Annotated in this window: 20 protein-coding genes; 9 read left to right on the forward strand and 11 right to left on the reverse strand. The window is 69.2% G+C overall.

Translation table 11 applies throughout. The annotated features are described in order from the left end of the window. Window positions 1-147 precede the first annotated feature (147 nt). Complete coding sequence (locus IE307_RS35965; RefSeq protein WP_191303894.1) at window positions 148-582, forward strand: GNAT family N-acetyltransferase; 435 nt, start codon at window positions 148-150, stop codon at window positions 580-582. On the opposite strand, the gene IE307_RS35970 is transcribed toward IE307_RS35965, so the two are convergent. Next, on the reverse strand, window positions 566-1,930 hold the full coding sequence (locus IE307_RS35970; protein WP_191303895.1) for a hypothetical protein: 1,365 nt from the start codon (window positions 1,928-1,930) through the stop codon (window positions 566-568). The genes IE307_RS35965 and IE307_RS35970 overlap by 17 nt on opposite strands. Before the next feature lie 117 nt (window positions 1,931-2,047). Between IE307_RS35970 and IE307_RS35975 the strand changes: the two genes are divergently transcribed. Beyond that, window positions 2,048-4,870 carry a substrate-binding domain-containing protein gene (locus IE307_RS35975; RefSeq protein WP_191303896.1) on the forward strand — a complete coding sequence of 941 codons (2,823 nt, stop codon included), beginning with the start codon at window positions 2,048-2,050 and terminating at the stop codon, window positions 4,868-4,870. Here the strand turns inward: IE307_RS35975 and IE307_RS35980 are convergent. Next, entirely contained in the window at window positions 4,858-5,247 is a 390-nt protein-coding gene (locus IE307_RS35980) for a response regulator (RefSeq protein WP_191303897.1), read from the reverse strand. The two genes, IE307_RS35975 and IE307_RS35980, sit on opposite strands and share 13 nt — an antisense overlap. Before the next feature lie 284 nt (window positions 5,248-5,531). Between IE307_RS35980 and IE307_RS35985 the strand changes: the two genes are divergently transcribed. The 3 genes from IE307_RS35985 to IE307_RS35995 all read left to right on the forward strand — a co-directional run bounded on the left by IE307_RS35985 (window position 5,532) and on the right by IE307_RS35995 (window position 8,162). After that, window positions 5,532-6,068, forward strand: coding sequence for a DUF4360 domain-containing protein (locus tag IE307_RS35985; RefSeq protein WP_229905414.1), 537 nt, complete (start codon window positions 5,532-5,534; stop codon window positions 6,066-6,068). Window positions 6,069-6,143: 75 nt separating this feature from the next. Further along, on the forward strand, window positions 6,144-6,773 hold the full coding sequence (locus IE307_RS35990; protein ID WP_191303901.1) for a DUF4360 domain-containing protein: 630 nt from the start codon (window positions 6,144-6,146) through the stop codon (window positions 6,771-6,773). A 132-nt stretch (window positions 6,774-6,905) separates the two neighbouring features. Next, on the forward strand, window positions 6,906-8,162 hold the full coding sequence (locus IE307_RS35995) for a sensor histidine kinase (RefSeq protein WP_191303902.1): 1,257 nt from the start codon (window positions 6,906-6,908) through the stop codon (window positions 8,160-8,162). Here IE307_RS35995 and IE307_RS36000 read toward each other — a convergent pair. Further along, complete coding sequence (locus IE307_RS36000; RefSeq protein WP_191303904.1) at window positions 8,152-9,243, reverse strand: glycoside hydrolase family 113 protein; 1,092 nt, start codon at window positions 9,241-9,243, stop codon at window positions 8,152-8,154. The two genes, IE307_RS35995 and IE307_RS36000, sit on opposite strands and share 11 nt — an antisense overlap. 39 nt (window positions 9,244-9,282) lie before the next feature. Here IE307_RS36000 and IE307_RS36005 point away from each other — a divergent pair, with 39 nt between their 5' ends. Next, the gene (locus tag IE307_RS36005) at window positions 9,283-9,903 is read left to right on the forward strand and encodes a TetR/AcrR family transcriptional regulator (protein ID WP_191303905.1); all 621 of its coding nucleotides are present in this window, start codon (window positions 9,283-9,285) and stop codon (window positions 9,901-9,903) included. On the opposite strand, the gene IE307_RS36010 is transcribed toward IE307_RS36005, so the two are convergent. Together IE307_RS36010 and IE307_RS36015 are read right to left on the reverse strand one after the other, a co-directional pair. Next, window positions 9,890-11,500 carry a serine/threonine-protein kinase gene (locus tag IE307_RS36010; protein WP_191303906.1) on the reverse strand — a complete coding sequence of 537 codons (1,611 nt, stop codon included), beginning with the start codon at window positions 11,498-11,500 and terminating at the stop codon, window positions 9,890-9,892. The genes IE307_RS36005 and IE307_RS36010 overlap by 14 nt on opposite strands. Next, window positions 11,497-12,216: a hypothetical protein gene (locus IE307_RS36015; protein ID WP_229905415.1), complete on the reverse strand. Its 720-nt coding sequence runs from the start codon at window positions 12,214-12,216 to the stop codon at window positions 11,497-11,499. The genes IE307_RS36010 and IE307_RS36015 overlap by 4 nt, the downstream gene beginning before the upstream one ends. 110 nt (window positions 12,217-12,326) lie before the next feature. Here IE307_RS36015 and IE307_RS47080 point away from each other — a divergent pair, with 110 nt between their 5' ends. Then, window positions 12,327-13,214, forward strand: coding sequence for a hypothetical protein (locus IE307_RS47080; protein WP_229905416.1), 888 nt, complete (start codon window positions 12,327-12,329; stop codon window positions 13,212-13,214). A gap of 79 nt (window positions 13,215-13,293) precedes the next feature. Here the strand turns inward: IE307_RS47080 and IE307_RS36025 are convergent, their stop codons facing one another. From IE307_RS36025 to IE307_RS36050, 6 genes are all read right to left on the reverse strand, one after another. Next, a complete protein-coding gene (locus IE307_RS36025; protein WP_191303907.1) occupies window positions 13,294-13,638 on the reverse strand; it encodes an RNA polymerase-binding protein RbpA in 345 nt (114 codons plus the stop codon). 69 nt (window positions 13,639-13,707) lie between these two features. Next, window positions 13,708-13,947 (reverse strand): preprotein translocase subunit SecG, encoded by a 240-nt coding sequence (gene secG / locus IE307_RS36030; protein WP_030478109.1) that lies wholly within the window; start codon window positions 13,945-13,947, stop codon window positions 13,708-13,710. A gap of 174 nt (window positions 13,948-14,121) precedes the next feature. After that, window positions 14,122-14,910 (reverse strand): triose-phosphate isomerase, encoded by a 789-nt coding sequence (gene tpiA / locus IE307_RS36035; RefSeq protein ID WP_191303908.1) that lies wholly within the window; start codon window positions 14,908-14,910, stop codon window positions 14,122-14,124. Further along, complete coding sequence (locus IE307_RS36040; protein ID WP_191303909.1) at window positions 14,910-16,103, reverse strand: phosphoglycerate kinase; 1,194 nt, start codon at window positions 16,101-16,103, stop codon at window positions 14,910-14,912. Before IE307_RS36040 ends, tpiA begins: the two co-directional genes overlap by 1 nt. 16 nt (window positions 16,104-16,119) lie before the next feature. Further along, window positions 16,120-17,124: a type I glyceraldehyde-3-phosphate dehydrogenase gene (gene gap, locus IE307_RS36045; protein ID WP_191303910.1), complete on the reverse strand. Its 1,005-nt coding sequence runs from the start codon at window positions 17,122-17,124 to the stop codon at window positions 16,120-16,122. 115 nt (window positions 17,125-17,239) lie between these two features. Continuing rightward, window positions 17,240-17,446 (reverse strand): hypothetical protein, encoded by a 207-nt coding sequence (locus IE307_RS36050; RefSeq protein ID WP_191303911.1) that lies wholly within the window; start codon window positions 17,444-17,446, stop codon window positions 17,240-17,242. 88 nt (window positions 17,447-17,534) lie between these two features. On the opposite strand from IE307_RS36050, the gene IE307_RS36055 reads away from it, so the two are divergent. Both IE307_RS36055 and IE307_RS36060 read left to right on the forward strand, forming a co-directional pair. Then, window positions 17,535-17,825, forward strand: a complete 291-nt coding sequence (locus tag IE307_RS36055; RefSeq protein WP_191303912.1) for a hypothetical protein — start codon at window positions 17,535-17,537, stop codon at window positions 17,823-17,825. After that, window positions 17,809-19,878, forward strand: coding sequence for an ATP-binding protein (locus tag IE307_RS36060; protein WP_191303913.1), 2,070 nt, complete (start codon window positions 17,809-17,811; stop codon window positions 19,876-19,878). Before IE307_RS36055 ends, IE307_RS36060 begins: the two co-directional genes overlap by 17 nt. The last annotated feature ends 1 nt before the right edge of the window (window position 19,879 follow it).

The following is a 19,879-nucleotide window of genomic DNA, read 5'->3' on the forward strand; positions in this document are numbered from 1 at the left end:
TCATCACCTCGACGGTCGAGCGTTCCAGCCGGTTCCCGTTTGTGTCCAGCCGATTCGCCCGTCCCGCCCAGTGCGGCCGGGGTGCGATCGGGGGAGGTGAGTTCGGGATCGAGACGTGGTTGGGTGGAGGGGTCAACCGAGGGGGTCGTGTTGCACATCCGGGACGTGCTGGCGGAGGACGCGCCGGCGATCTGCCAGATCAACCGCGAGGCGCTGGGCTACGAGTTCCCGCTGCCCGACACGCTGGCCCAGTTGGAGCGCATCATCAAGGCTCCCAACGTGGTGCTGCTCGTGGCCGTCGACGGCGCGGAGGTGCTCGGGTACGTCCAGCTCAGCGACTACGAGAACACCTACCACCGGCCGTTGAAGAACCTGATCACCCTGGCCGTCTCGCCCCGGCACCAGCGCCGGGGTGCGGGGTGGGCGCTGCTGGCCGCCGGCGAGGAGTGGGCGCGTGCCGACGGCGCGTTCGGGGTGCGGCTGGTGACGGGGGCCAACCGGGTGGACGCGCGGGAGTTCTACGCGGCCAACGGGTACGTGGTCCGCAAGGAGCAGACCAACCTGATCAAGTGGTGGGACTGACCGGCACCAGGCGCTCCATCACCCGCACCGGCAGCGAGGGGTTCGACGCCGCCGCCCTCGCCGTGAACTCACTGCCCAGCATCCTGACGATCTCGTCCACCGGCAGATGGGGGTGACCGGCGGCGAGGTACCGGGCCTGGGCATCTCCCAAGCACAGCAACAAAGTCTCCCCCGATGCGTTCGGGTGCCGGGCAATCGCCCGGCAGGTCTCCCCCACCGAAGAACCCCGCAAAGCCATGTGCTGCAACAACTCGGCCGGACACAAGGGATTCAGCGCCACACGGGGAAACACCCCAGGGCGCGAGACCAGCTCCCACAGCTGCGCGACCGAAACCGAAGGGCTGGTCACCACCGCCGCCACGACACCGTCATCGGGATCGCCCACCAACCCGGCGACCACGTCCAAGGGCAGATCGGGCCGCGCGGCCACCATCATCCGCACCTGCGCCACCGGTGACGCCGCCAGCTCACGAAGCTCGGCGGCAGAAGCAGAAGCGATGCGCGGCACCGGATCAGAGCCGATGCGGGCGACCGGGGCCAGCTCCACCAGCAGGTCGAGCGGAACCGCCGGGTTGCGCAGCAGCACGTGCCGCAAAGCGCGGGTGTCGGTGAGCTGACGCAGCACGTGCGCCGGGACGGCCGGGTTCGACGCGAGCCGGGTGAGGATGCCGGGCTCGAACTCCGACGCGAGCTCCTCGTACACCGGCACGGGCAGGTCGGTGCGCGAGGCGAGGAAGTAGCGGGAGGCGTGGTGGCGCACCAGGTCCGCGGCCACCGGCGGTGGTGTGGCGGGGTTCGACGCCAGCTCGCGGGCGAGGTCGTCCTCAGAGCTCAGGGCCACCAGCACCGGAGCCGAAGTGAAGGAGCTGGCGGCCACGGCGCGGCGCACGTCGATGCTCGGGTGGCGGCTCAACGCCCAAGTCACAGCAGGGGGAAGGGCGTGGGAGGCGGCCAGTTCGGCGGCCACCTCCGGGGTGTCGCAGGCCAGGCGGTCGATCACGTCCGCGGGCAGGGAGTGAGCGTGTTCGGGGAGGCGCCGGCGGACGGTGGGGTCCGGGTGGAACGCCAGCGCGCGGGTCAGGGAGGAGTCCGTGGCGGGGTGGCCGGTCAGGACGAGTGCTACTGACTCGTTGGCGACGGGGACGTCCGCCGGATGGACCAATCCCTTCTCCAGCAGTGTGTGCACGGCTGAGGGGTTGCCGTGAGAGAGCAGGGTGCGCACGTGGGATGCCGACAGGTCTGCACGTTCGGCCAGCAAGGGCGCCAACGACGGGATGGCGGCCAAACGGTCGAGCAAGGGGGCCGGTAGCGCCGGGTTCGACGCCAGGCCCTCCAGTTCAGCGCTCACCACTCTCCCCGGTAACACGGCAGGCATTCCCCCCGACAACGCGTATCATCCCCAATCGCGTTGAGTAGCGGGGGTTTTGTGGCTGACGGCAGTGCGAGGCGACGTCCCACCATCGGGATGATCACCGCTGGACCGCTCATCGAGCTCGCGGGTGAGCAGTGGCGCGGTGTGAGTGACGGCGCTCGGCACCACGGGTGCGACCTGGTCTGCTTCGTCGGCAGCGAGTTGGACCACCCGGATCCGCACAAGCGACGGGCCAACACCGTCTACGACCTCATTTCGCCGAACCGCATCGATGCGCTCGTTGTGTGGAGCACGCGCGTGGGGCAGCTCATCGGCTCCGAGGGCATGCAGGAGTACGTGAAGCAGTACGCGCCGATGCCGATCGTGAGTGTGGAGACGCCTCTCGCGCAATGGCCCACCATCCTGATGGACAACCGCAACGGGATGAAGCAGGCCGTCGACCACCTCATCGAGGTGCACGGCAAGCGCAGGATCGCGTTCATCAGGGGGCCGCAAACGCATGCGGGCGCCCAAGAGCGGTTCTGGGGTTACGCGGACTCGTTGCGCAACCACGGGATCGCGTTCGACCCGGCCCTCGTGAGCATGCCGGGGTCGCTGATCTGGGAACCGAACCGCGCCGCCGACACCGTGCGCCGGATGCTCGCCCGTGCCGGGGAACCGCCGGACGCCATCGCGGCCGCGAACGACGACTACGCGATCGGTGTCGTGTCCGCGCTGGAGGAGATGGGTTTCCGCACGCCCGAGGAGATCGCCGTCGTCGGGTACGACAACCACACCAACGTTCGCACGAACGATCTCACCACCGTGCGCGCGCCGTTCCGCGAGATGGGCTTTCGCGCCGTGGAACTGGCCGTGGCACTGGTGAAGGGCGAGCACACGCGTCACCGCCAGACCATGCCGACCGAGCTGATCGTGCGGCGGTCGTGCGGTTGCCTGCCGTCCGGGCTCGGCGACCACGCTCCCGCGCACGACCGGCTCACCATCAACGAGTCCGCGACGGCGTCCACGGTCGCCGACCACCTGCGCGACTCGCTCGGGCAGGCCTCGGGGTCGTTGCCGGACGGCTGGGCGGAGCAGCTCGTCGTCGAGCTGATGGCGGCGGGGCGCGGTGAGGTCGAGGGTGCCGAGTTCCTGAAGCTGCTGGCCGAGTACATCCGCTGGAGCGCGCGCGTCGGGTGTGAACCGGCGCAGTGGTGGCCACCGCTGTTCGACCTGCATCGGTTCGTGACGGCGCGCATCAGTGACGCGACGATCATCAACGACCTGTGGTTGCGCGTGCAGCTGCTCCTGGGCGATGCGTTCGCCACGGACGCGCGCTTCAAGTACCTCTCGCACGAGCGTCACGACCAGACGGTGCGTGAAGCAGGGCAGAGGCTCATCGCGTCGAGGGACGTCTACGAGCTGACGAACGCCCTCGCCGAGGAACTCCCCCGCCTCGCCATCCCCGGTTGTCACGTCATGGCGTACGACACGCCAGGCACGGCGCGCACACTCGTCCGGTACGAGAGCGGCGAGCTGAAGGCGCCGACGGCCACACCGTTCCCCACGATCAACCTGACGCCGTACCCGTTCCGGCGCGACGTCCCGTTCAGCGCGCTCGTCGCCCCGCTCTACACCGACGAGGACCACCTCGGGTACGTGATCTTCGAGGAGGGCCCGAAGCCCGGCTGGATCTACGAGGCCGTGCAGCAGCAGCTCAGCAGCGCGTTGCGGAGCATCAGGCTGATGCAGGAGCTGAAGGACGCGCGCGCACGTCTCGAAGAACGCGTCGGCGAGACGGAAGCGCAGCTGCGGCACGCACAGAAGATGGAGGCCATCGGCCGGTTGACCGGTGGCATCGCGCACGACTTCAACAACATCCTCACGGTCGTGAACGGCAACAGCGAGATGCTGCTGCGCCGCACCCTCCAGGACGATCCGAGGCGCACGGCGATCGAGGACATAAGGCACGCGGGCGAACGGGCCGCGAACCTGACCAGGCAGCTGCTCGCGTTCACCCGCCAGCAGGTCCTGCACCCGGAGTCCCTGGACCTCAAGGAGAACCTCACCAAGGTCCACTCGATGCTGCGCACGCTCGTCGGCGACCACATCGAGCTGGAGATGCACTTGCCCGAGGACGTCGCGCAGGTGTGGGCGGACGCGGGCCAGGTCGAGCAGATCCTGTTCAACCTCGCGGTCAACTCCCGCGACGCCATGCCCGACGGCGGCCTGCTCAGGGTCGAGATCGCGAACAGGCCCCTGCACGGCGACGACACCGGCCGCATCGTCGGCGTGCGGCCGGGCGAGTACGTCGTGATGCGCGTCCAGGACACCGGCGCCGGCATGGCCCCGGACGTGCAGGCGCAGGTGTTCGAGCCGTACTTCACCACCAAACCGGTCGGCAAGGGCACGGGACTCGGCCTGTCCACGGTGTTCGGCATCGTGCAGCAGTCCGGCGGCCAGATCGAGCTGATCAGCGCACCCGGCGAGGGCACGACCGTGGAGGTCTACCTGCCGGTGCCGATCGAACACAACGGCACGCCGGAAGCACCGTGCGCGCGTCGCACCACCACGCACCAGGGCGTCGGCACGGTGCTCCTCGTGGAGGACGACGCGCAGGTGCGGATCATGACCAGGCGGTCGCTGGAGACCGCGGGCTACGCGGTGATCGAGGCGGGCGACGGCCAGGAGGCGCTGCAGTTCGCCACGGCGCACCGCAGCACGATCGACCTCGTGCTCACCGACGTCGTGATGCCGAAGATGGGCGGCCCCGAGCTCGTCCGGCTGCTGCGCTCGACCGGCGCGGCGCCCGCCGTGATCTACATGTCCGGGTACACGACCGACGAGTTCCTCGACGACGAGGTGCTGATCACCAAGCCGTACGTGGAATCGGTCCTGCTCGAACGCGTCCGCCAGGTCCTGAGTCAGGACGCCTGAGCCCGGCCGGTCACGGCGCGGCGGACCGTCTCGTCGAGCGTCTCGATCCGGAACGGCTTCTGCAGGTAGCCGGCGATGTCGTGCCCGGCGAACCGCCGCTCGAGCGACGCGCGGTCGTAGCCGCTGGTCAGCACCACCGGCACGGTCAGGCCCTCGCGCTCCAGCTCGGCGAGCACCTCCTCGCCGGACAGGCCGGGCATGCTGTGGTCGAGCAGCATCGCGATGATGTCGGCGGACCTCTCGCGCACGAGCGCGATCGCCTCGACGCCGTCGGTGGCCTGCAGGACGGTGAAGCCCAGCTCCTCGAGCAGGCTCACGGTGTACCTCCGCACGGGGTCCTCGTCCTCGACCACGAGCACCAGCCCAGCCAGCGACATGTCGGCAAGTATGCCTGAAACTATTCGTTCCCTCAGCACCAGGTGGCCGACTATTTCTGGTAATTCTTCACGAACTGCTCCATCAGGATGACATGGGCCATTTGGATCACACCATTGGTTGAGGGTCTGCGCTAACCTTCGCGGCACCGCTGCCGCTCCACGCTGAGAAAGAGGCACCAGGAAAGGCCAACTTCATGCGTAAAGCGACGGCAGCAGCCGCTCTGGCCGTGCTGTTCACATTGTCGTCAGCACCCGCTCACGCCGCGACGATTCCTACCGAGCGCGTGACGATCGACGTGGTGACGGTGAACGGTTCCGGGTGCAAGCAGGGCACCGCCGAAGTGGTCGTCTCCCCGGACAACACCTCGTTCTGGGTCATCTACAGCGACTACCTGGCCCAGGCGGGCAAGGGCGCCGGTGCGACCGACTTCCGGAAGAACTGCCAGCTGACCTTGCAGGTCAACGTCCCGCAGGGCTTCTCGTACGGCATCGCGGAAGCCACCTACGCGGGCTACGGGTACCTCAAACCCGGCGCCAGCGGGTACCAGACGGTGAATTACTACTTCCAGGGACAATCGGCCACCACCACGTGGAAGCACAGCTTCAACGGGCCGTTCGACGACAACTGGTCGATCACTCATCGAACCGAGTTCTCGGAGATCGTCTACGCGCCGTGCGGCGAGAAGAAGAATCTCAACGTCAACAGCTCCCTGCGCGTCGACAAAGGTAGCTCGGACGCCAATGCGAACAGTTTCATGACCATGGACCACCAACGCGGAGAAGTGCGCACTCTGCACCACTTCTCCTGGAAGCGCTGCTGATTTCCCGATAAAGGCCGCCGCCACCGAAGTCCAACCGCCGCCACACCCTGCACGTTGCGTTGGAAAGGTGCCCCCATGCTCAACGCGGTTGCCGCTGCCCTGCTGGCCTCGGTCATCGTCATCCCACCCGGCGCGCCGAACGAGACGCCGCCGCCCGACCACATCACCATCGACGTCGTCACCGTCAACGGCTCGGGCTGCCCGGCCGGCACGGCGGCCGTCGCGGTCTCGGAGGACAACAAGGCGTTCACCGTCACCTACAGCGACTACCTGGCCCAGGTCGGCGTCGGCGCGCGGCCGACCGACTTCCGCAAGAACTGCCAGCTCAACCTGAGGGTCAACGTCCCGCAGGGCTTCACCTACGGCATCGCCCAGGCCGACTACAGAGGGTTCGCGCACCTGGAGAGAGGCGCGTACGCCATCCAGAAGGCCAACTACTACTTCCAGGGCATGTCGCAGAACGACTCGGCGCAGCACCGGTACAACGGCCCGCACAGCGACGACTGGCAGGCCACGGACACGACCGAGGTCGCCGCGATCGTCTACTCGCCGTGCGGCGAGAAGCGGAACTTCAACATCAACACAGAGCTCCGCGTCTACCCCGGCTCGTCGAACACGGCCACGACGACGAGCTTCGTCTCGATGGACTCCACGGACGGTGCGATCGACACGACCTACCAGTTCTCCTGGAAGACATGCCCTTAGTAGTGCTGTGGCTACCGCACGCGCTCGCACGAGCGTGTGCGGTAGCACATATGTGAGCCAACAGCCGTACAGATTCGCGTGTGCGGGCGTCTTACCCCCATGACGGGGCAGGTCGGGGTGAAGGGGCAGCCAATGCCAACCGCCGCATACGCGCAGTACGGTGAGGGTCAGAAGGCTCACAGGGGAGGTCGGATCCTGACCACGACGCTGCTTCCGGCCAGACGGTCGGAGGAGACCGCGGCCGGTTCGCGCTGGCCGCTGAGTGGTGACTACCGCCAGGTCCTCGCCGATCTGGCGCTGATCTTCTTCGCCGTGCTCGACGTCTGGCTGTACGGGCTGTGGCTCGAAGCCGACCCGATCACGGACCTCCCGCCGATCGAGGACTACCAGCTGTGGCTCAACTGGCTCGCGGTCGGCGCGCTGGTGCTGCGCCGCCGGTTCCCGTTCCTGACGCTGGTGCTGACCATCCCCGGCTTCTTCGTCGGCTGGTCGCAGCTCGCCGCGATGATCGCCCTGTACTCGGTCGCCCGCCGCTACGTCGGCGGCTGGCAGACGGGCCTCGCGGCCGCGCTGGTGTGGCTCTGCAGGTTCGTGGCCTGGCCGTTCGAGGAGCTGATCGAGAGGCCCGCGTCGGGCCACTTCCACTCGGCGATCTACGGCTTCCTGGTCTCGGGCCTGCCGATCGCGATCGGCCTGCTGGTGCACGTCCGCCAGCAGCTGTCGGACCGCATCTCCGAACTGGCCGAATCCCGCGAGAGAGAGCGTGTGCTGCACGCGCACGCCATCCGTGCCGACGAACGGGCAAAGCTCGCTCGCGAGATGCACGACGTCGTGTCGCACCAGGTCAGCCTCATCGCCATGCAGGCGGGCGCGCTGCGCATGGCCGTGGTCGACGCCGAGCACAAGCAGGTCGCCGGCACCATCCGCACGTTGTCGACGCGCACGCTCGACGAGCTCCGTCAGCTGGTGTCCGTCCTGCGCACCACGGACGACAACCAGCCGAGTCTCGACGACCTGCCCGACCTGGCCGCCGACGCGGGCTTCGAGGTCACCATCCAGCTCAAGGGCCCGGTCGAGGACCTGGCCGCACCGGTGTCCGGTGCCGTCTACCGGACGGTGCAGGAGGCCCTGACCAACATCCGCAAGCACGCCGTGGGAGCGAGCGCGACGGTCTTCATCGACGCCCAGTACGACGACAACGTGCAGGTCGAGGTGCGCAACACCGCCCCGTCGAGCCCGTCGTCGTCGCTGCCCGGCGGAGGTCACGGCCTGGTCGGCCTGCGCGAGCGCGCCACGTTGCTCGGCGGCGAGTTCTCGGCGGGGCCGACCGAGGACGGCGGCTTCCTGGTGACGGCGTCGTTCCCGAGGGAACGCGTCATCAACGATTGAAGCGCTGGAAGGCGTGGAACGACTTCTTGGGCTCCAGGCGGTAAGGCGATCTCTCGTCGTCGAACCGCTCACGAACCGTGCGCAGCAAGCTGTACGAGGCCATGTCGTAGTCGAGATCGCGGGACGTCGGGTGGTGCGGCGAGTCCGGCGCGATGATCGAGTACAGGTGTGAGCCCTCGACATCGGGCTGTGCGGCGAACACGCGCAGCATGCGGGCGACGTGGTCGGCCTGCTCGCGTTCGTTCCGCACGTAGCCGGGCTTGATCACCGGCGGGACGGCCTCCCAGTCGACGATGTCCCAGCCGAGCCCGCCCGCCTCCGCGGCGCCGGTGAACGTGCAGCAGCCGTACTCGAGGACCATCAGCGGCTTGCCCCAGCGCCGGTACCGCTCCAGGTCCGTCGCGTACTCGGTGTCGGTCTCGAAGTGCCGGTAGTAGTCGAGGCCGACCAGGTCGAACAACGACCAGTCGTTCCACTCGGCGTCGGCGCCCGCGGCCGCGCCGTAGGTGATGCGGCCGCGGAACTCCCGGCGCGCCACCTCGACGGCCCGCGCCATGAACTCGCGGAAGCGCTGGATGACCGCGGGCCAGTCCGTGATCGCCGGGATGTTCGCGAGCCGGTCCAGGAACGTGTCGCCGGGGATGATGCCCGGCGTGAACAGGAAGTGCTCGCAGCCGGCGACGAACGTGATGTCGTCGCCACGCCGCTTCCGCTCGGCCGTGCGCGCGGCCTCGGCCATGTGCTCCAGGACCTCGTCCTGCGGGTGGTCGTAGAGACGGGGCTGCACGAAGACCTTCAGACCGCGGCGCAGTGCCACGTCCGTCGTCTCGGCGAGGCGGCCGAGCTCCGTGCCGAACGCCGTGATCGACGGGCACCGCAGATCGGCGATCAGGCCGATCTCCCGTTCCAGCAGCCGGCGGCTCCACCGCACCCGGCTCAACGGGCCCCCTGCCGCGTGCAGCACGCCCACGTCGTAGCAGACCCCGCCGCGCTTCCCCGGCGACGCTGACGCCGTTCCGCTGACGCTCGCCAGCGCGACGGCACCCGCGACGGACTTCAGGAACACCTTTCGACTGATCATCGTTCCCCCCGAACTAGTTGCTCAACTAGGATGCTGTTCATGCAACCAGAAAATCGGCCGGGCGGCCAGAAGCGCAGCTTCATCGAGGACGCCCGGCGCGGTCAGATCGTGGCCGCGACCATCGCGACGATCGCCGAGATCGGGTACGCCAAGGCGTCGTTCGTGCAGATCGCCCAGCGTGCGGAGATCAGCCCGGGCCTCATCACGTACCACTTCGCCAAGCGCGGGGAACTGATGAAGCAGGTCATGCTGACCGTGCACGACTCGATGGACCGGGCGCTGACCGCGTACACCGAGAACGCCACGGACCACGTCACGGCGCTACGGCAACTCATCAAGGGCTTCGTGCACTACTGCGCCGAGCACCCTGCGGAGCTCATCGCGATCTCCCAGATCGCGGCCGCCGCACGCGACGCCGAAGCCGCACGGGCGTGGGCGGAGGCGCAGAACACGGCCACACTGGACGAGTTGGAGGACATGTTCCGCGAGGGCCAGGCGCTCGGCGAACTGCGGGCGTTCTCGCCGCGCGTGATGGCCGTGTCGGTGCTGGCCGCGATGGAGGCGGCACCGGCCGAGCTGATGACCCGGCCGGACACCGACGTCTCCGAGTACGCGAAGGAGCTCGCGGACCTGTTCGAACGAGCGGTCAGGGCCGCTTAGAAGCCAGCGACGCGCTCAACGCCGCCGCCGCACCCAGCACACCGCAGGTGAGCGCGATCGACATCGTCGGCTCGCGCGTGAGCAGCACCGACACCAGCAGCCACACGGCGAGCCCCAGCACGAGCCCGAGCGGCACCGACGCGATGATCGCCGCCACGCCGGTCTGCCGCCGCCGCAACGCGCGCAGGTTCGACTCCAGGTACGCGAACGCGAACAGCAGCAACAGCACCGAACCGGTGCCCATGAGGCTCAGCCACGGCGTCTGGCTCGACACCAGCAGGAACGGCGGCTGCTCGTCGACCTGGGCCCGCACGGCGCCGCCGACGATCCACCGCGTGACGCCGGGCAGCACGAAGCCCTCCGGCGTGCGCTCCGGCACGTCCGCGATCGGGATCCCCGCCGCCGTCACGACGAGGTGCGTGCCCTCGGCCTTCACCGGATCCGCGAGGTCCAGCGTGACCGACGTCGTGAGCGTGTTCGCCGTCGCCACGAACGGCACGACGACCATGGCGATCAACGCGAGCGCGGCCACCAGCCACAACGCCCACGGCGTCGACGGCGGCTTGATCACCTGCGCGGCCGGCACCAGCGTGCTGCTGCCGCTCAGCCGCGCGGCCGGGACCGGGTCGACCAGCGTGGCCCGGATCCGCTGCCCCGTGAGCGTCACCGTGTCGCGTTCGGGCACGGGCCGCAGCGACGGACGCGTGGACGACGCCGACACCTGCGGTGCGAGGTGCACGGGCATACCGAGGCGCACGAGCCAGTCAGGACCGAACAGGTGCCCCGCCGCGCTCGCCAGGTCGATCGCGAACGTCTCGGCGTTGCGGTAGCGCGCCTCCGGTTCGCGCGCGATGCTGCGCATGACCACGCCCGCAAGTGGTTCCGGCACCTTCGGCAACGGCCGCGGTTCCTGGAACACCCGCTTCTGGATCATCGCGATCGGACCGCCACCGCGTTCGAACGGCAGGTCGCCGCAGAGCAGTTCGTAGAGCATCGTGCCGGTCGCGTAGACGTCCGCCGCCGGCGACAGCGGGTTGCCCATCGCCTGTTCCGGCGCGATGTACGCGGGCGTGCCGAGCACCGCGCCACCGTGCGTCACGAGCGTCGCGCCCTCCGACACGACCTGGGAGATGCCGAAGTCCGCCACCTTCACCGCGCCGTTCGAGGTGAAGAGGAGGTTCTTGGGCTTCACGTCGAGGTGCAGCACACCGGCCTCGTGCGCCGCGTGCAGTCCGGACAACGCCGCCAGCACGATCCCGCACGACTGCTGCGCGGTCAGGCCGTCGCCCGCGAACCGCGACCAGACCGTGCCGCCGTCGAGCCGTTCCATCACCAGCAGGTGCTCGCCCTGCTGACGGACGTAGTCGTAGACGGGCACGATGTGCGGGTGGTCGAGACGGGCCAGCAACCGCGCCTCGTGCTCGAAGCGCTCGCTCATCCTCGGGTCCTCGGCCACGGCGTGCGGCAGCCGTTTGATCGCCACGGGACGGCCGAGCTGACGGTGCACACCGCCGTAGACGACGCCCATGCCGCCCTCGCCGATCTGCTCGCCGACGGCGTACTGCGGCAGGGCGGCGACCACACTGGACTGGTTCACAGCCGGAACCTCACGGTCTCCGCATCCACTGAGGACGGTTGCTGCTCACCCGGATGCGGTGTCACGTAGCCGAGGATGAACGCGGCCGCGGCGGCACCGACGATGAACGGGATCTCCGCCGTCGGCGACGGCGCCACCAGTCGCAGCACCGACAACGAGATCACCGCGACCAGTCCCGTCCCGATGCCGGCGGGCAGGAACCGCATGGCCCGCTGCCACCGGTTCGCGGGCAGCCGCCGGCGGGCCAGCGCGAGCAGCGCCCCCGCCCACGACAGCGCGGTCAGCACGAGCACGCCCAGGCCGAACGCCCCGTAGACCGACCAGAGCGACCCCTTCACGTCCCCGGTCGTCTCGACGGACGCGATGCTCTCGCGCTGCACGTCGATGACCTCGACCGTGACCGGGAGGAGACCGATCGCCTGCGAGCCGAGGTCGGTGGGCTCCAGCGGGAACGAACGGGTCTCGGAGGACTTCGCCGGCACGTCGAACGGAACCGTTGTGTCGTAAGCGAAGAAGGTCAACGCCAGCGCGGTGCCGCTGATGCGCACGGTCTTCACGCGCTGCACGGTGTTCGTGTTGTTGCGGACCGTGATGGAGACCTTGGCGGTCTGCGACGGGTCCAGGACCAGATTCCCTACTCCGACCGGCCTACCGTCCACATCGGCCTCGAGGATCACCGACCCGCCCTGTGCGGACGCCGTTGACGGGAGCAGCATAATTCCGCACCACAGCAGTAAACCTGCACCGGCCATGCGACGTCTCACTTAGCGCACCTTAGGTTCTGATCCGGGGAGAGGGAATGCGGTCTTTAGGCTTACTCGTGGCCATGGTGGCCGGTGTTACGGTGCTGGTCGCCACACCGGCGACGGCCCAGCAGCCGCCGGCGCTCACCCTGAGCCCCAACGCCGGCGCCCCCGGATCCGGCTTCAAGGTCTCGTGGACCGGGATCTACTTCCCCCGGACGTGCGAGTTCCCCACCGTGCGCGTTCTCTGGGACGGCCAGACAGTAGTGGGCAGCGGCTCCGGCAGCAGCAACGGCACGGGTTCCGGTTCGGCAACGGTTCCGGCGAACGCCACGGCGGGTGGCCACCGCGTGACGGTCCAGCCCACCTCGTGCACGGCGAGCTCGGCGTCCAACACCTTCACGGTCCGCATCCCGCCGACCACCACCACGACGCGGCCGCCCGTCACCACGCAGCCGCCTGTCACCAACCCGCCGGTGACGAACCCGCCCGTGACGACGCGCCCACCGGCCGTCACGACCACCACCACTCCCCCGGTGACCACCACCACGACGACGACCACGACCACCACGGACTCGTCGACGCCGGCGTCGTCCACCGACGCGCTGACCAACCCGGACGACGGCGTCCTCGTCCTGGACAAGGACAACATCCAGCCCGGTGACGACCTGACCGCGACCGGCACGGGCTGCCCCAAGGGCGCGAACGTGACGCTGAGGTCGCTCGGCCAGGACGTCGGCAAGACCACGGCCGACGACAACGGCGCCTTCACCTCTCCGGTGCGGTTCGCGAACATCGAGCCCGGCCGCCACAAGGTGCGCGCGGAGTGCGGCATCGTGCTCGTGGGCAACGTGGACGTGACGCTGTCCAGCTCGTCGGGCGGCACGACCAGCACGCTCGTGGTGCTGCTGTTCTTCCTGCTCGTCGGAGCCGCGATGCTGCGCCGTCAGTTCTCCGGCTTGAGGCGATAACACCCGGACGTGCGAAAGGCCCCCTCTCCGCAGTAGAGGGGGCCTTTCGCATTGTTCAGAAATGTATCGCGAGCCAGACTTACGGCACTTCGCGCTGACGACGGAGCTTGGCGAGAGCCTCTTCGAGGATCGCCTCGCCGTCCGCGTCGGAGCGCCGCTCCTTCACGTACGCAAGGTGCGTCTTGTAGGGCTCGTTGCGCGGAGGCGCGGGTGGCGTCTGCTCGTCACGACCTGCCGGCAGGCCGCAGCGCGGGCAGTCCCAGTTCTCCGGTACATCCGCGTCGACCGCGAAGGAAGGCCGGGACTCGTGACCGTTCGCGCACCAGTACGACACCCGACGACGAGGCGCGGACTCGCCGCGCTCCGATTCGCCCATCGGGCCTGCGCCGACGCGGGTACCGCGAATCGCGTTACCACCGGACATCGACCGTTACACCCCCACCAAGTGGTTACTACCCCAAGCCCCTGAGGGCTTCTGCCGCTGAACGGAAGATCAGGCTCCGGGGAGCTTGATCAGCAGCCCGATGCCCACGATGGCGATGACCCAGATCGCGCCGACGAACAGAGTCAGGCGGTCGAGGTTCTTCTCGACAACGGAGGAACCGGACAGACTCGACTGCATACCGCCGCCGAACAGCGAGGAAAGGCCGCCACCACGGCCGCGGTGCAACAGCACGAGCAGCACCAGCAGCACGCTGGAGACGATCAACAGGATCTGCAGGAACAGGATCATTTCTTCCTCGCTGTCAGGCAGCCGACGCCACAGAGTACCTGTTCGACTGCCGAACGTGTGCAACCAGTGGGATTAGGGAGTAAGTGCGCTGACCGCCCACCTTAGCCGCCGGTTTTCGGTGTTCAGCGAGACACCGGAACAACGGCCAGGGCAGGCGGTCGGCACTTGGTCAACTTAGGGCAGCGGCCCGCCGGCAGCCAATGCGCACAGCTTGGTGAATTCGTCGGCCTGAAGGCTGGCACCGCCGACAAGAGCACCGTCGACGTCCTTCTGCTGGATCAGTTCGCCGATGTTCGACGACTTCACCGAACCGCCGTACAGCACGCGGACGACGGCGGCGGTCTCCTCGCCGTACTTCTCCGCGACGAACGAGCGGACCAGCGAGCACACCTCCTGCGCGTCGGCCGAGGAGGCGGTGCGACCGGTGCCGATGGCCCACACGGGCTCGTAGGCGAACACGATCTTGGCGACCTGCTCCGCGGTGAAGCCCTTGAGGCCGTCCTCCAGCTGCTGGCGCACCAGCTCCAGGTGGCCCTTGGCCTCGCGGACGTCCAGCTTCTCGCCGAAGCAGAAGATGGGCGTGACCTCGTTCGTCAGCGCCGCCTTGACCTTGGCGTTGATGATCGCGTCCGTCTCGCCGTGGTACTCGCGGCGCTCGGAGTGCCCGACGACCACGTAGTGGCAGCCGAGCTTGGCGATCATCTTGCCGGAGATCTCACCGGTGTAGGCGCCGGACTCGTGCTGCGAGATGTCCTGCGCGCCGTACTTGATGAGCAGCTTGTCGCCGTCGACCAGCGTCTGGATGCTGCGGATGTCGACGAACGGGGGGAGAACGGCGACCTCGACCTTGGCGAAGTACTTCTCCGGGAGGGAGAAGGCGATCTTCTGCACGAGGCCGATGGCCTCGAGGTGGTTGAGGTTCATCTTCCAGTTGCCCGCGATGAGCGGGAGCCGGGCTGCCATCAGGACTCCAAAACGCTGATGCCGGGGAGTTCCTTGCCTTCAAGGAACTCGAGAGACGCGCCACCACCGGTGGAGATGTGCGAGAAGCCGTCCTCGGGCAGACCCAGCGCACGCACCGCGGCAGCCGAGTCGCCGCCGCCGACGACGGTGAACGCCTCGGACTTCACGAGGGCCTCGGCGACGGCACGGGTGCCGCCGGCGTAGGTCTCGATCTCGAAGACGCCCATCGGGCCGTTCCAGAACACGGTCTTGGCGTCGGCGAGCTTCGACGCGAAGAGCTCGCGCGACTTCGGGCCGATGTCGAGGCCCATCTTGTCGGCGGGGATCTCGGAGGCCGAGACGACCTCGTGCTCGACGTTGCCGAACTCGGCCGTGACCAGCACGTCGACCGGCAGCACGAGCTCGACGCCGCGCTTCCCGGCCTCCGCGAGGAAGCCCTTGACCTGGTCGATCTGGTCTTCCTGCAGCAGCGACGTGCCGACCTCGTGGCCCTGGGCCCTGAGGAACGTGTACGCCATGCCGCCGCCGATGAGCAGCTTGTCGACCTTGGACAGCAGGTTCGCGATGACGCCGAGCTTGTCGGACACCTTCGACCCGCCGAGCGCCACGACGTACGGGCGCTCCAGGTCGTCGGTGAGCTTGCGCAGCACACCGAGCTCGGCCTCGACGAGACCGCCGACGTACGCGGGGAGCTTCTGCGCCACGTCGTAGACCGAGGCCTGCTTGCGGTGCACGACACCGAAGCCGTCGGACACGAACGCGTCCGCGAACGAGGCGAGCTCGTCCGCGAGCTCCGCGCGCTCCGCGTCGACCTTCGAGGTCTCGCGGGCGTCGAAGCGGACGTTCTCCAGCATCACGACGCCACCGTCGGTCAGCGAGCCGACCACGGAGGTGGCGGACGGGCCGACGAGGTCGGAAGCGAGCGGGACCTCGGTGCCGAGCAGCTCACCGAGGCGAGCGGCGGCCGGGGCCAGGGAGAACTTGGGGTCCGGCTCACCCTTGGGGCGGCCGAGGTGAGCGGTGACGACCACGCGGGCGCCCGCGTCGGCGAGGGCCTTGATCGTCGGGACCGACGCGCGCACGCGGCCGTCGTCGGTGATCTTGTCTCCGTCGAGGGGGACGTTCAGGTCGGCGCGCACGAGCACGCGCCGACCTGCGACACCCTCGGCGAGCAGGTCGCTGAGAGTCTTCAACGTTCTGCTCCCGAACTCAGATCTTGGAGGCGACGAGCTTGACCAGGTCCGCGAGGCGGTTGGAGTAGCCCCACTCGTTGTCGTACCAGCCGACGACCTTGACCTGGTTGCCGATGACCTTGGTCAGCGGCGCGTCGTAGATGCACGAGTGCGGGTCGGTGACGATGTCGGCCGACACGATCGGGTCGGTCGAGTACTTGAGGATGCCGGCCAGGGGGCCCTCGGCGGCGGCCTTGTACGCGGCGTTGACCTCGTCGACGGTGACCTCGCGCTTGAGCGTGACGGTCAGGTCGGTGGCCGAGCCGGTGGGGATCGGCACGCGCAGCGCGTAGCCGTCGAGCTTGCCCTTGAGCTCCGGCAGCACCAGGCCGATGGCCTTCGCGGCACCCGTGGAGGTCGGGACGATGTTCAGCGCGGCGGCGCGGGCGCGGCGGAGGTCGCTGTGCGGCGCGTCCTGCAGGTTCTGGTCCTGCGTGTACGCGTGGATCGTGGTCATGAGGCCCTGCTCGACGCCGAAGCTGTCGTTGAGGACCTTGGCCAGCGGCGCGAGGCAGTTGGTGGTGCAGGACGCGTTCGAGATGATCGTCTGCGAACCGTCGTACTTCTCCTCGTTCGCGCCGATGACGACCGTCAGGTCCTCGTTCTTGGCCGGCGCGGAGACGATGACCTTCTTGGCGCCGCCCTCGTCCACGTGCGCGCGGGCCTTGGTGGCGTCGGTGAAGAAGCCGGTCGACTCGACCACGACGTCGACGCCGAGGTCCTTCCAGGGCAGAGCGCCCGGGTTGCGCTCGGCGAGGGCCTTGATGACCTTGCCGTCGACGGAGATGCCCTCATCGGTGACCTGCACGTCGGCGTCCAGACGACCGAGGATGCTGTCGTACTTCAGCAGGTGCGCCATCGTGGCGACGTCACCGAGGTCGTTGAACGCGACGATCTCGATGTCGTGGCCACCGGCCCTCACGGCGCGGAAGAAGTTGCGCCCGATGCGACCGAAACCGTTGACACCTACACGAACCGTCACGACTGACTCCTTGCGTTCAGCTTGGTAGGAACAAGCCCACCCTATCTGCCGAACTGCGTCCCTGGTCACAGGGATAGTGCGTATCTCTTGATCGAGCCAGAAAAATGGCCCCTGATTAGGCCGTTCGGCGGCGCGAGGCGCGGAGCATCCAGAGGTACGCGCTCAGTTCCTCCGCCGCCTCCGCGGCGGTCCGGCAGGCCTCCGGACCGGTCTCCTGCGCTCCCCTCCCGACGACGGCCGTGATCCGCGCGAGCCACTCGTCCACGACGGGGCGGTCCTGGGGCGGTACGAGCGGGCTTCCTGGTCCGGTCTGCGCTGTCATCCCCGGATCGTGCCGACGGCCGGGAGGTGCGTTCAATACGCAGAACAGCGGGTGTTACGGGCCGTTACGCGCCCGGTACGGTCGAGTCATGACGGCCACCGCCGCCTGCGTGACATGCGGGAACCCGCTCACCGAGCCCGTCGCGGGGCGGCGCCACTGTTCCAACGCGTGCCGTCAGCGCGCCTACCGCGAACGCGCCTCCAGGCGGGAGGACTCCCCGCTCACCGAGGCGGTCCCGGCGCCGCTCGACACCTTCGTGGGCCGCCGCGAGGAGCTCGCCTCGCTGGCGCGCGGCGAGTCGCACCGGCTCGTCTCGCTGGTCGGCCCGGCGGGCGGGCAAGACCAGGCTGGCCGTCCAGCACGTGCACAGACGCGCTGACCAGACGTGGTGGGTGGCGCTGGCGCCGGTGTCCGGCGCGGTCCAGGCGATCCACCACGCGGTCGGCGCGCACCCGTTGCCCCACCGGCCGGTGCTCGACGCGGTGGTCGCCGAGGTCGAGCGGCACCGGCGGCCGTTGCTCGTGCTCGACAACTGCGAGCACCTGCTGGCCGACGTCGCCGGCGTGGTGTCGGAGTTGCTGGCCCGCTGCCCGCGGTTGCGCGTCCTGGTGACGTCGCGGGAGCCGCTCCGCCTCGCCGGGGAACAGGTCTTCGCGGTCGGTGAGCTCACGCTGCCGGCCGCGGACGCCGACGTCGCCGAGGCGCTGCGCCACGACGCGGTGGCGCTGTTCCGCGACCGCGCCGTCTCGGTGGACCGCTCGTTCGAGGTGGACGCCGCGAACGTCGCCGACGTCGTGGCCGTGTGCCGTTCGCTGGACGGGATGCCGCTCGCCATCGAGCTGGCCGCCCGCCGCACCACCGTGCTCTCGCCCGCCGACGTCCTCGCCCGCCTGGGCGACCGGCTCGCGTTGCTGACCGGGCCGCGTGCCGCCGACGACCGGCACCGCACGCTGCGGACCGCGATCGGCTGGAGCTACGACCTGCTGTCCGAGGAGGAACAGGCCGCCTCCCGCCGCCTCGCGGTGCTGGGCGTGCCGTTCGACCTCGGGGTGGCGAGCGCGGTCTGCGGGGTTCCCGACGCCCTGGAGCTGCTCAGCGGCCTCGAGCAGAAGTCGCTGCTGGTCGCCGAACGGGCCGGCGGGCGCACGACGTTCCGCCAGCTCGAGTCGATCCGGCTCTACTGCCACGAGCGCGCCATCGCGCACGGGGATCTCTCTCTCGTGGCCGACCGTGTCGTCGAGTGGGTGTGTTCGGTCGTGGAGCCGGAGATCTCGTCGTTCTTCCCGTCGCCGCCCGTGGTGTTGCGCCTGGACCGCAACGTGGGCCTGCTGGACCTGGCCGTGGCCAGGACGGCGGCGACCGGCGACTGGTCGCGGCATGCGCTCGCGATCGTCGCGACGGCCTGGACGTCGACCCCGCGCGGCCCTCGCGGCGCCCCCACCGAGCTGCTGCACCAGGCCCTGTCGCGGCCGATGCCGCAGACCTACCGGAGCGTCCTCGCGGTGCTGGCCGCGATGCACCACAGGACGCGGGGCGGCTGGCACGCGACCCGGCGGTTCGCCGAGGAGTCGCTGGCGATCGAACGGGCCGACGGCCGCCGTCCGGGGACGACCGCCCGCGCGCTCGAGGTGCTCGCCTCCGCCGAGGCCCACACCGGTGATCCCGAACTGGCCTACCGGCTGTTCGACGAGGCCGCCGCGTTGCTGCGCGAGCCGGACGACAAGCTCGCGCGGGCCATCCTGCTGAACTCCTACGGCTGGACGTTGCTGCAGCACGGCTTCGCCGACCGGGCGGCTCCGCTGGTCCGCGAGGCGCTGACGCTCACCCGCCTGATCGGCCTGCCGCACATGCTGAACCCCGTCCTGCACACCGCGGGCGCGATCGCGTTGGCGCGCAAGAGCTTTCCCGAGGCCGTCGAACTGTTCCGCGAAGGCCTGCAGGCCGGCTCCGAGCACCCCGTGGACCAGTACTACGACCTGGAAGGGCTGGCGCTCGGCCTGCTCGGTGTGGGGTCCGACGACGAACGCGCGCTCTCGCTGCTGACGTCCGCCGCCGTCGTCCGCACCCGCTACGACTTCCGCGCCGAGCCGTACTGGCAGGCCCTGCTGGACGACGCGCGCGCCGTCTGCCGCGAGCGGATCAGCGCCGCACGACTGCGGGCGGCCGAGTCGACGGGCGAGCGGATGTCGTTGGCACAGGCCATCTCCTACGCGCTGACCGCACAACCGCCCGCCGATTCCGACGGGGTGGTCTCCGCCCGCGAACGGCACGTGGCGACGCTGGTCGCGGAGGGGCTGACGAACCGGCAGATCGGGCAGCGGCTCGGCATCTCACCGCACACCGTCGCCCGGCACGTCACGCACGCGCGGTCGAAGCTGGGGCTCCGGTCCCGCGCCCAGCTCGCCGTGTGGGCGGGCCGGCAGACCTCTTAGG

Origin of the sequence: Lentzea cavernae, assembly GCF_014653695.1 — a bacterium.
Taxonomy (GTDB): Bacteria; Actinomycetota; Actinomycetes; order Mycobacteriales; family Pseudonocardiaceae; genus Lentzea; species Lentzea cavernae.

Excerpts from the sequence above, each read along its gene's own strand:
- IE307_RS35975 (WP_191303896.1), top strand. The coding sequence starts at position 2,048 with ATGATCACCGCTGGACCGCTCATCGAGCTCGCGGGTGAGCAGTGGCGC.
- IE307_RS35980 (WP_191303897.1), bottom strand. The coding sequence starts at position 5,247 with ATGTCGCTGGCTGGGCTGGTGCTCGTGGTCGAGGACGAGGACCCCGTG.
- IE307_RS35990 (WP_191303901.1), top strand. The coding sequence starts at position 6,144 with ATGCTCAACGCGGTTGCCGCTGCCCTGCTGGCCTCGGTCATCGTCATC.
- IE307_RS35995 (WP_191303902.1), top strand. The coding sequence starts at position 6,906 with ATGCCAACCGCCGCATACGCGCAGTACGGTGAGGGTCAGAAGGCTCAC.
- IE307_RS36000 (WP_191303904.1), bottom strand. The coding sequence starts at position 9,243 with ATGATCAGTCGAAAGGTGTTCCTGAAGTCCGTCGCGGGTGCCGTCGCG.
- IE307_RS36005 (WP_191303905.1), top strand. The coding sequence starts at position 9,283 with ATGCAACCAGAAAATCGGCCGGGCGGCCAGAAGCGCAGCTTCATCGAG.
- IE307_RS36015 (WP_229905415.1), bottom strand. The coding sequence starts at position 12,216 with ATGCTGCTCCCGTCAACGGCGTCCGCACAGGGCGGGTCGGTGATCCTC.
- IE307_RS47080 (WP_229905416.1), top strand. The coding sequence starts at position 12,327 with ATGGTGGCCGGTGTTACGGTGCTGGTCGCCACACCGGCGACGGCCCAG.
- IE307_RS36025 (WP_191303907.1), bottom strand. The coding sequence starts at position 13,638 with ATGTCCGGTGGTAACGCGATTCGCGGTACCCGCGTCGGCGCAGGCCCG.
- secG (WP_030478109.1), bottom strand. The coding sequence starts at position 13,947 with ATGATCCTGTTCCTGCAGATCCTGTTGATCGTCTCCAGCGTGCTGCTG.
- tpiA (WP_191303908.1), bottom strand. The coding sequence starts at position 14,910 with ATGGCAGCCCGGCTCCCGCTCATCGCGGGCAACTGGAAGATGAACCTC.
- IE307_RS36050 (WP_191303911.1), bottom strand. The coding sequence starts at position 17,446 with ATGACAGCGCAGACCGGACCAGGAAGCCCGCTCGTACCGCCCCAGGAC.
- IE307_RS36055 (WP_191303912.1), top strand. The coding sequence starts at position 17,535 with ATGACGGCCACCGCCGCCTGCGTGACATGCGGGAACCCGCTCACCGAG.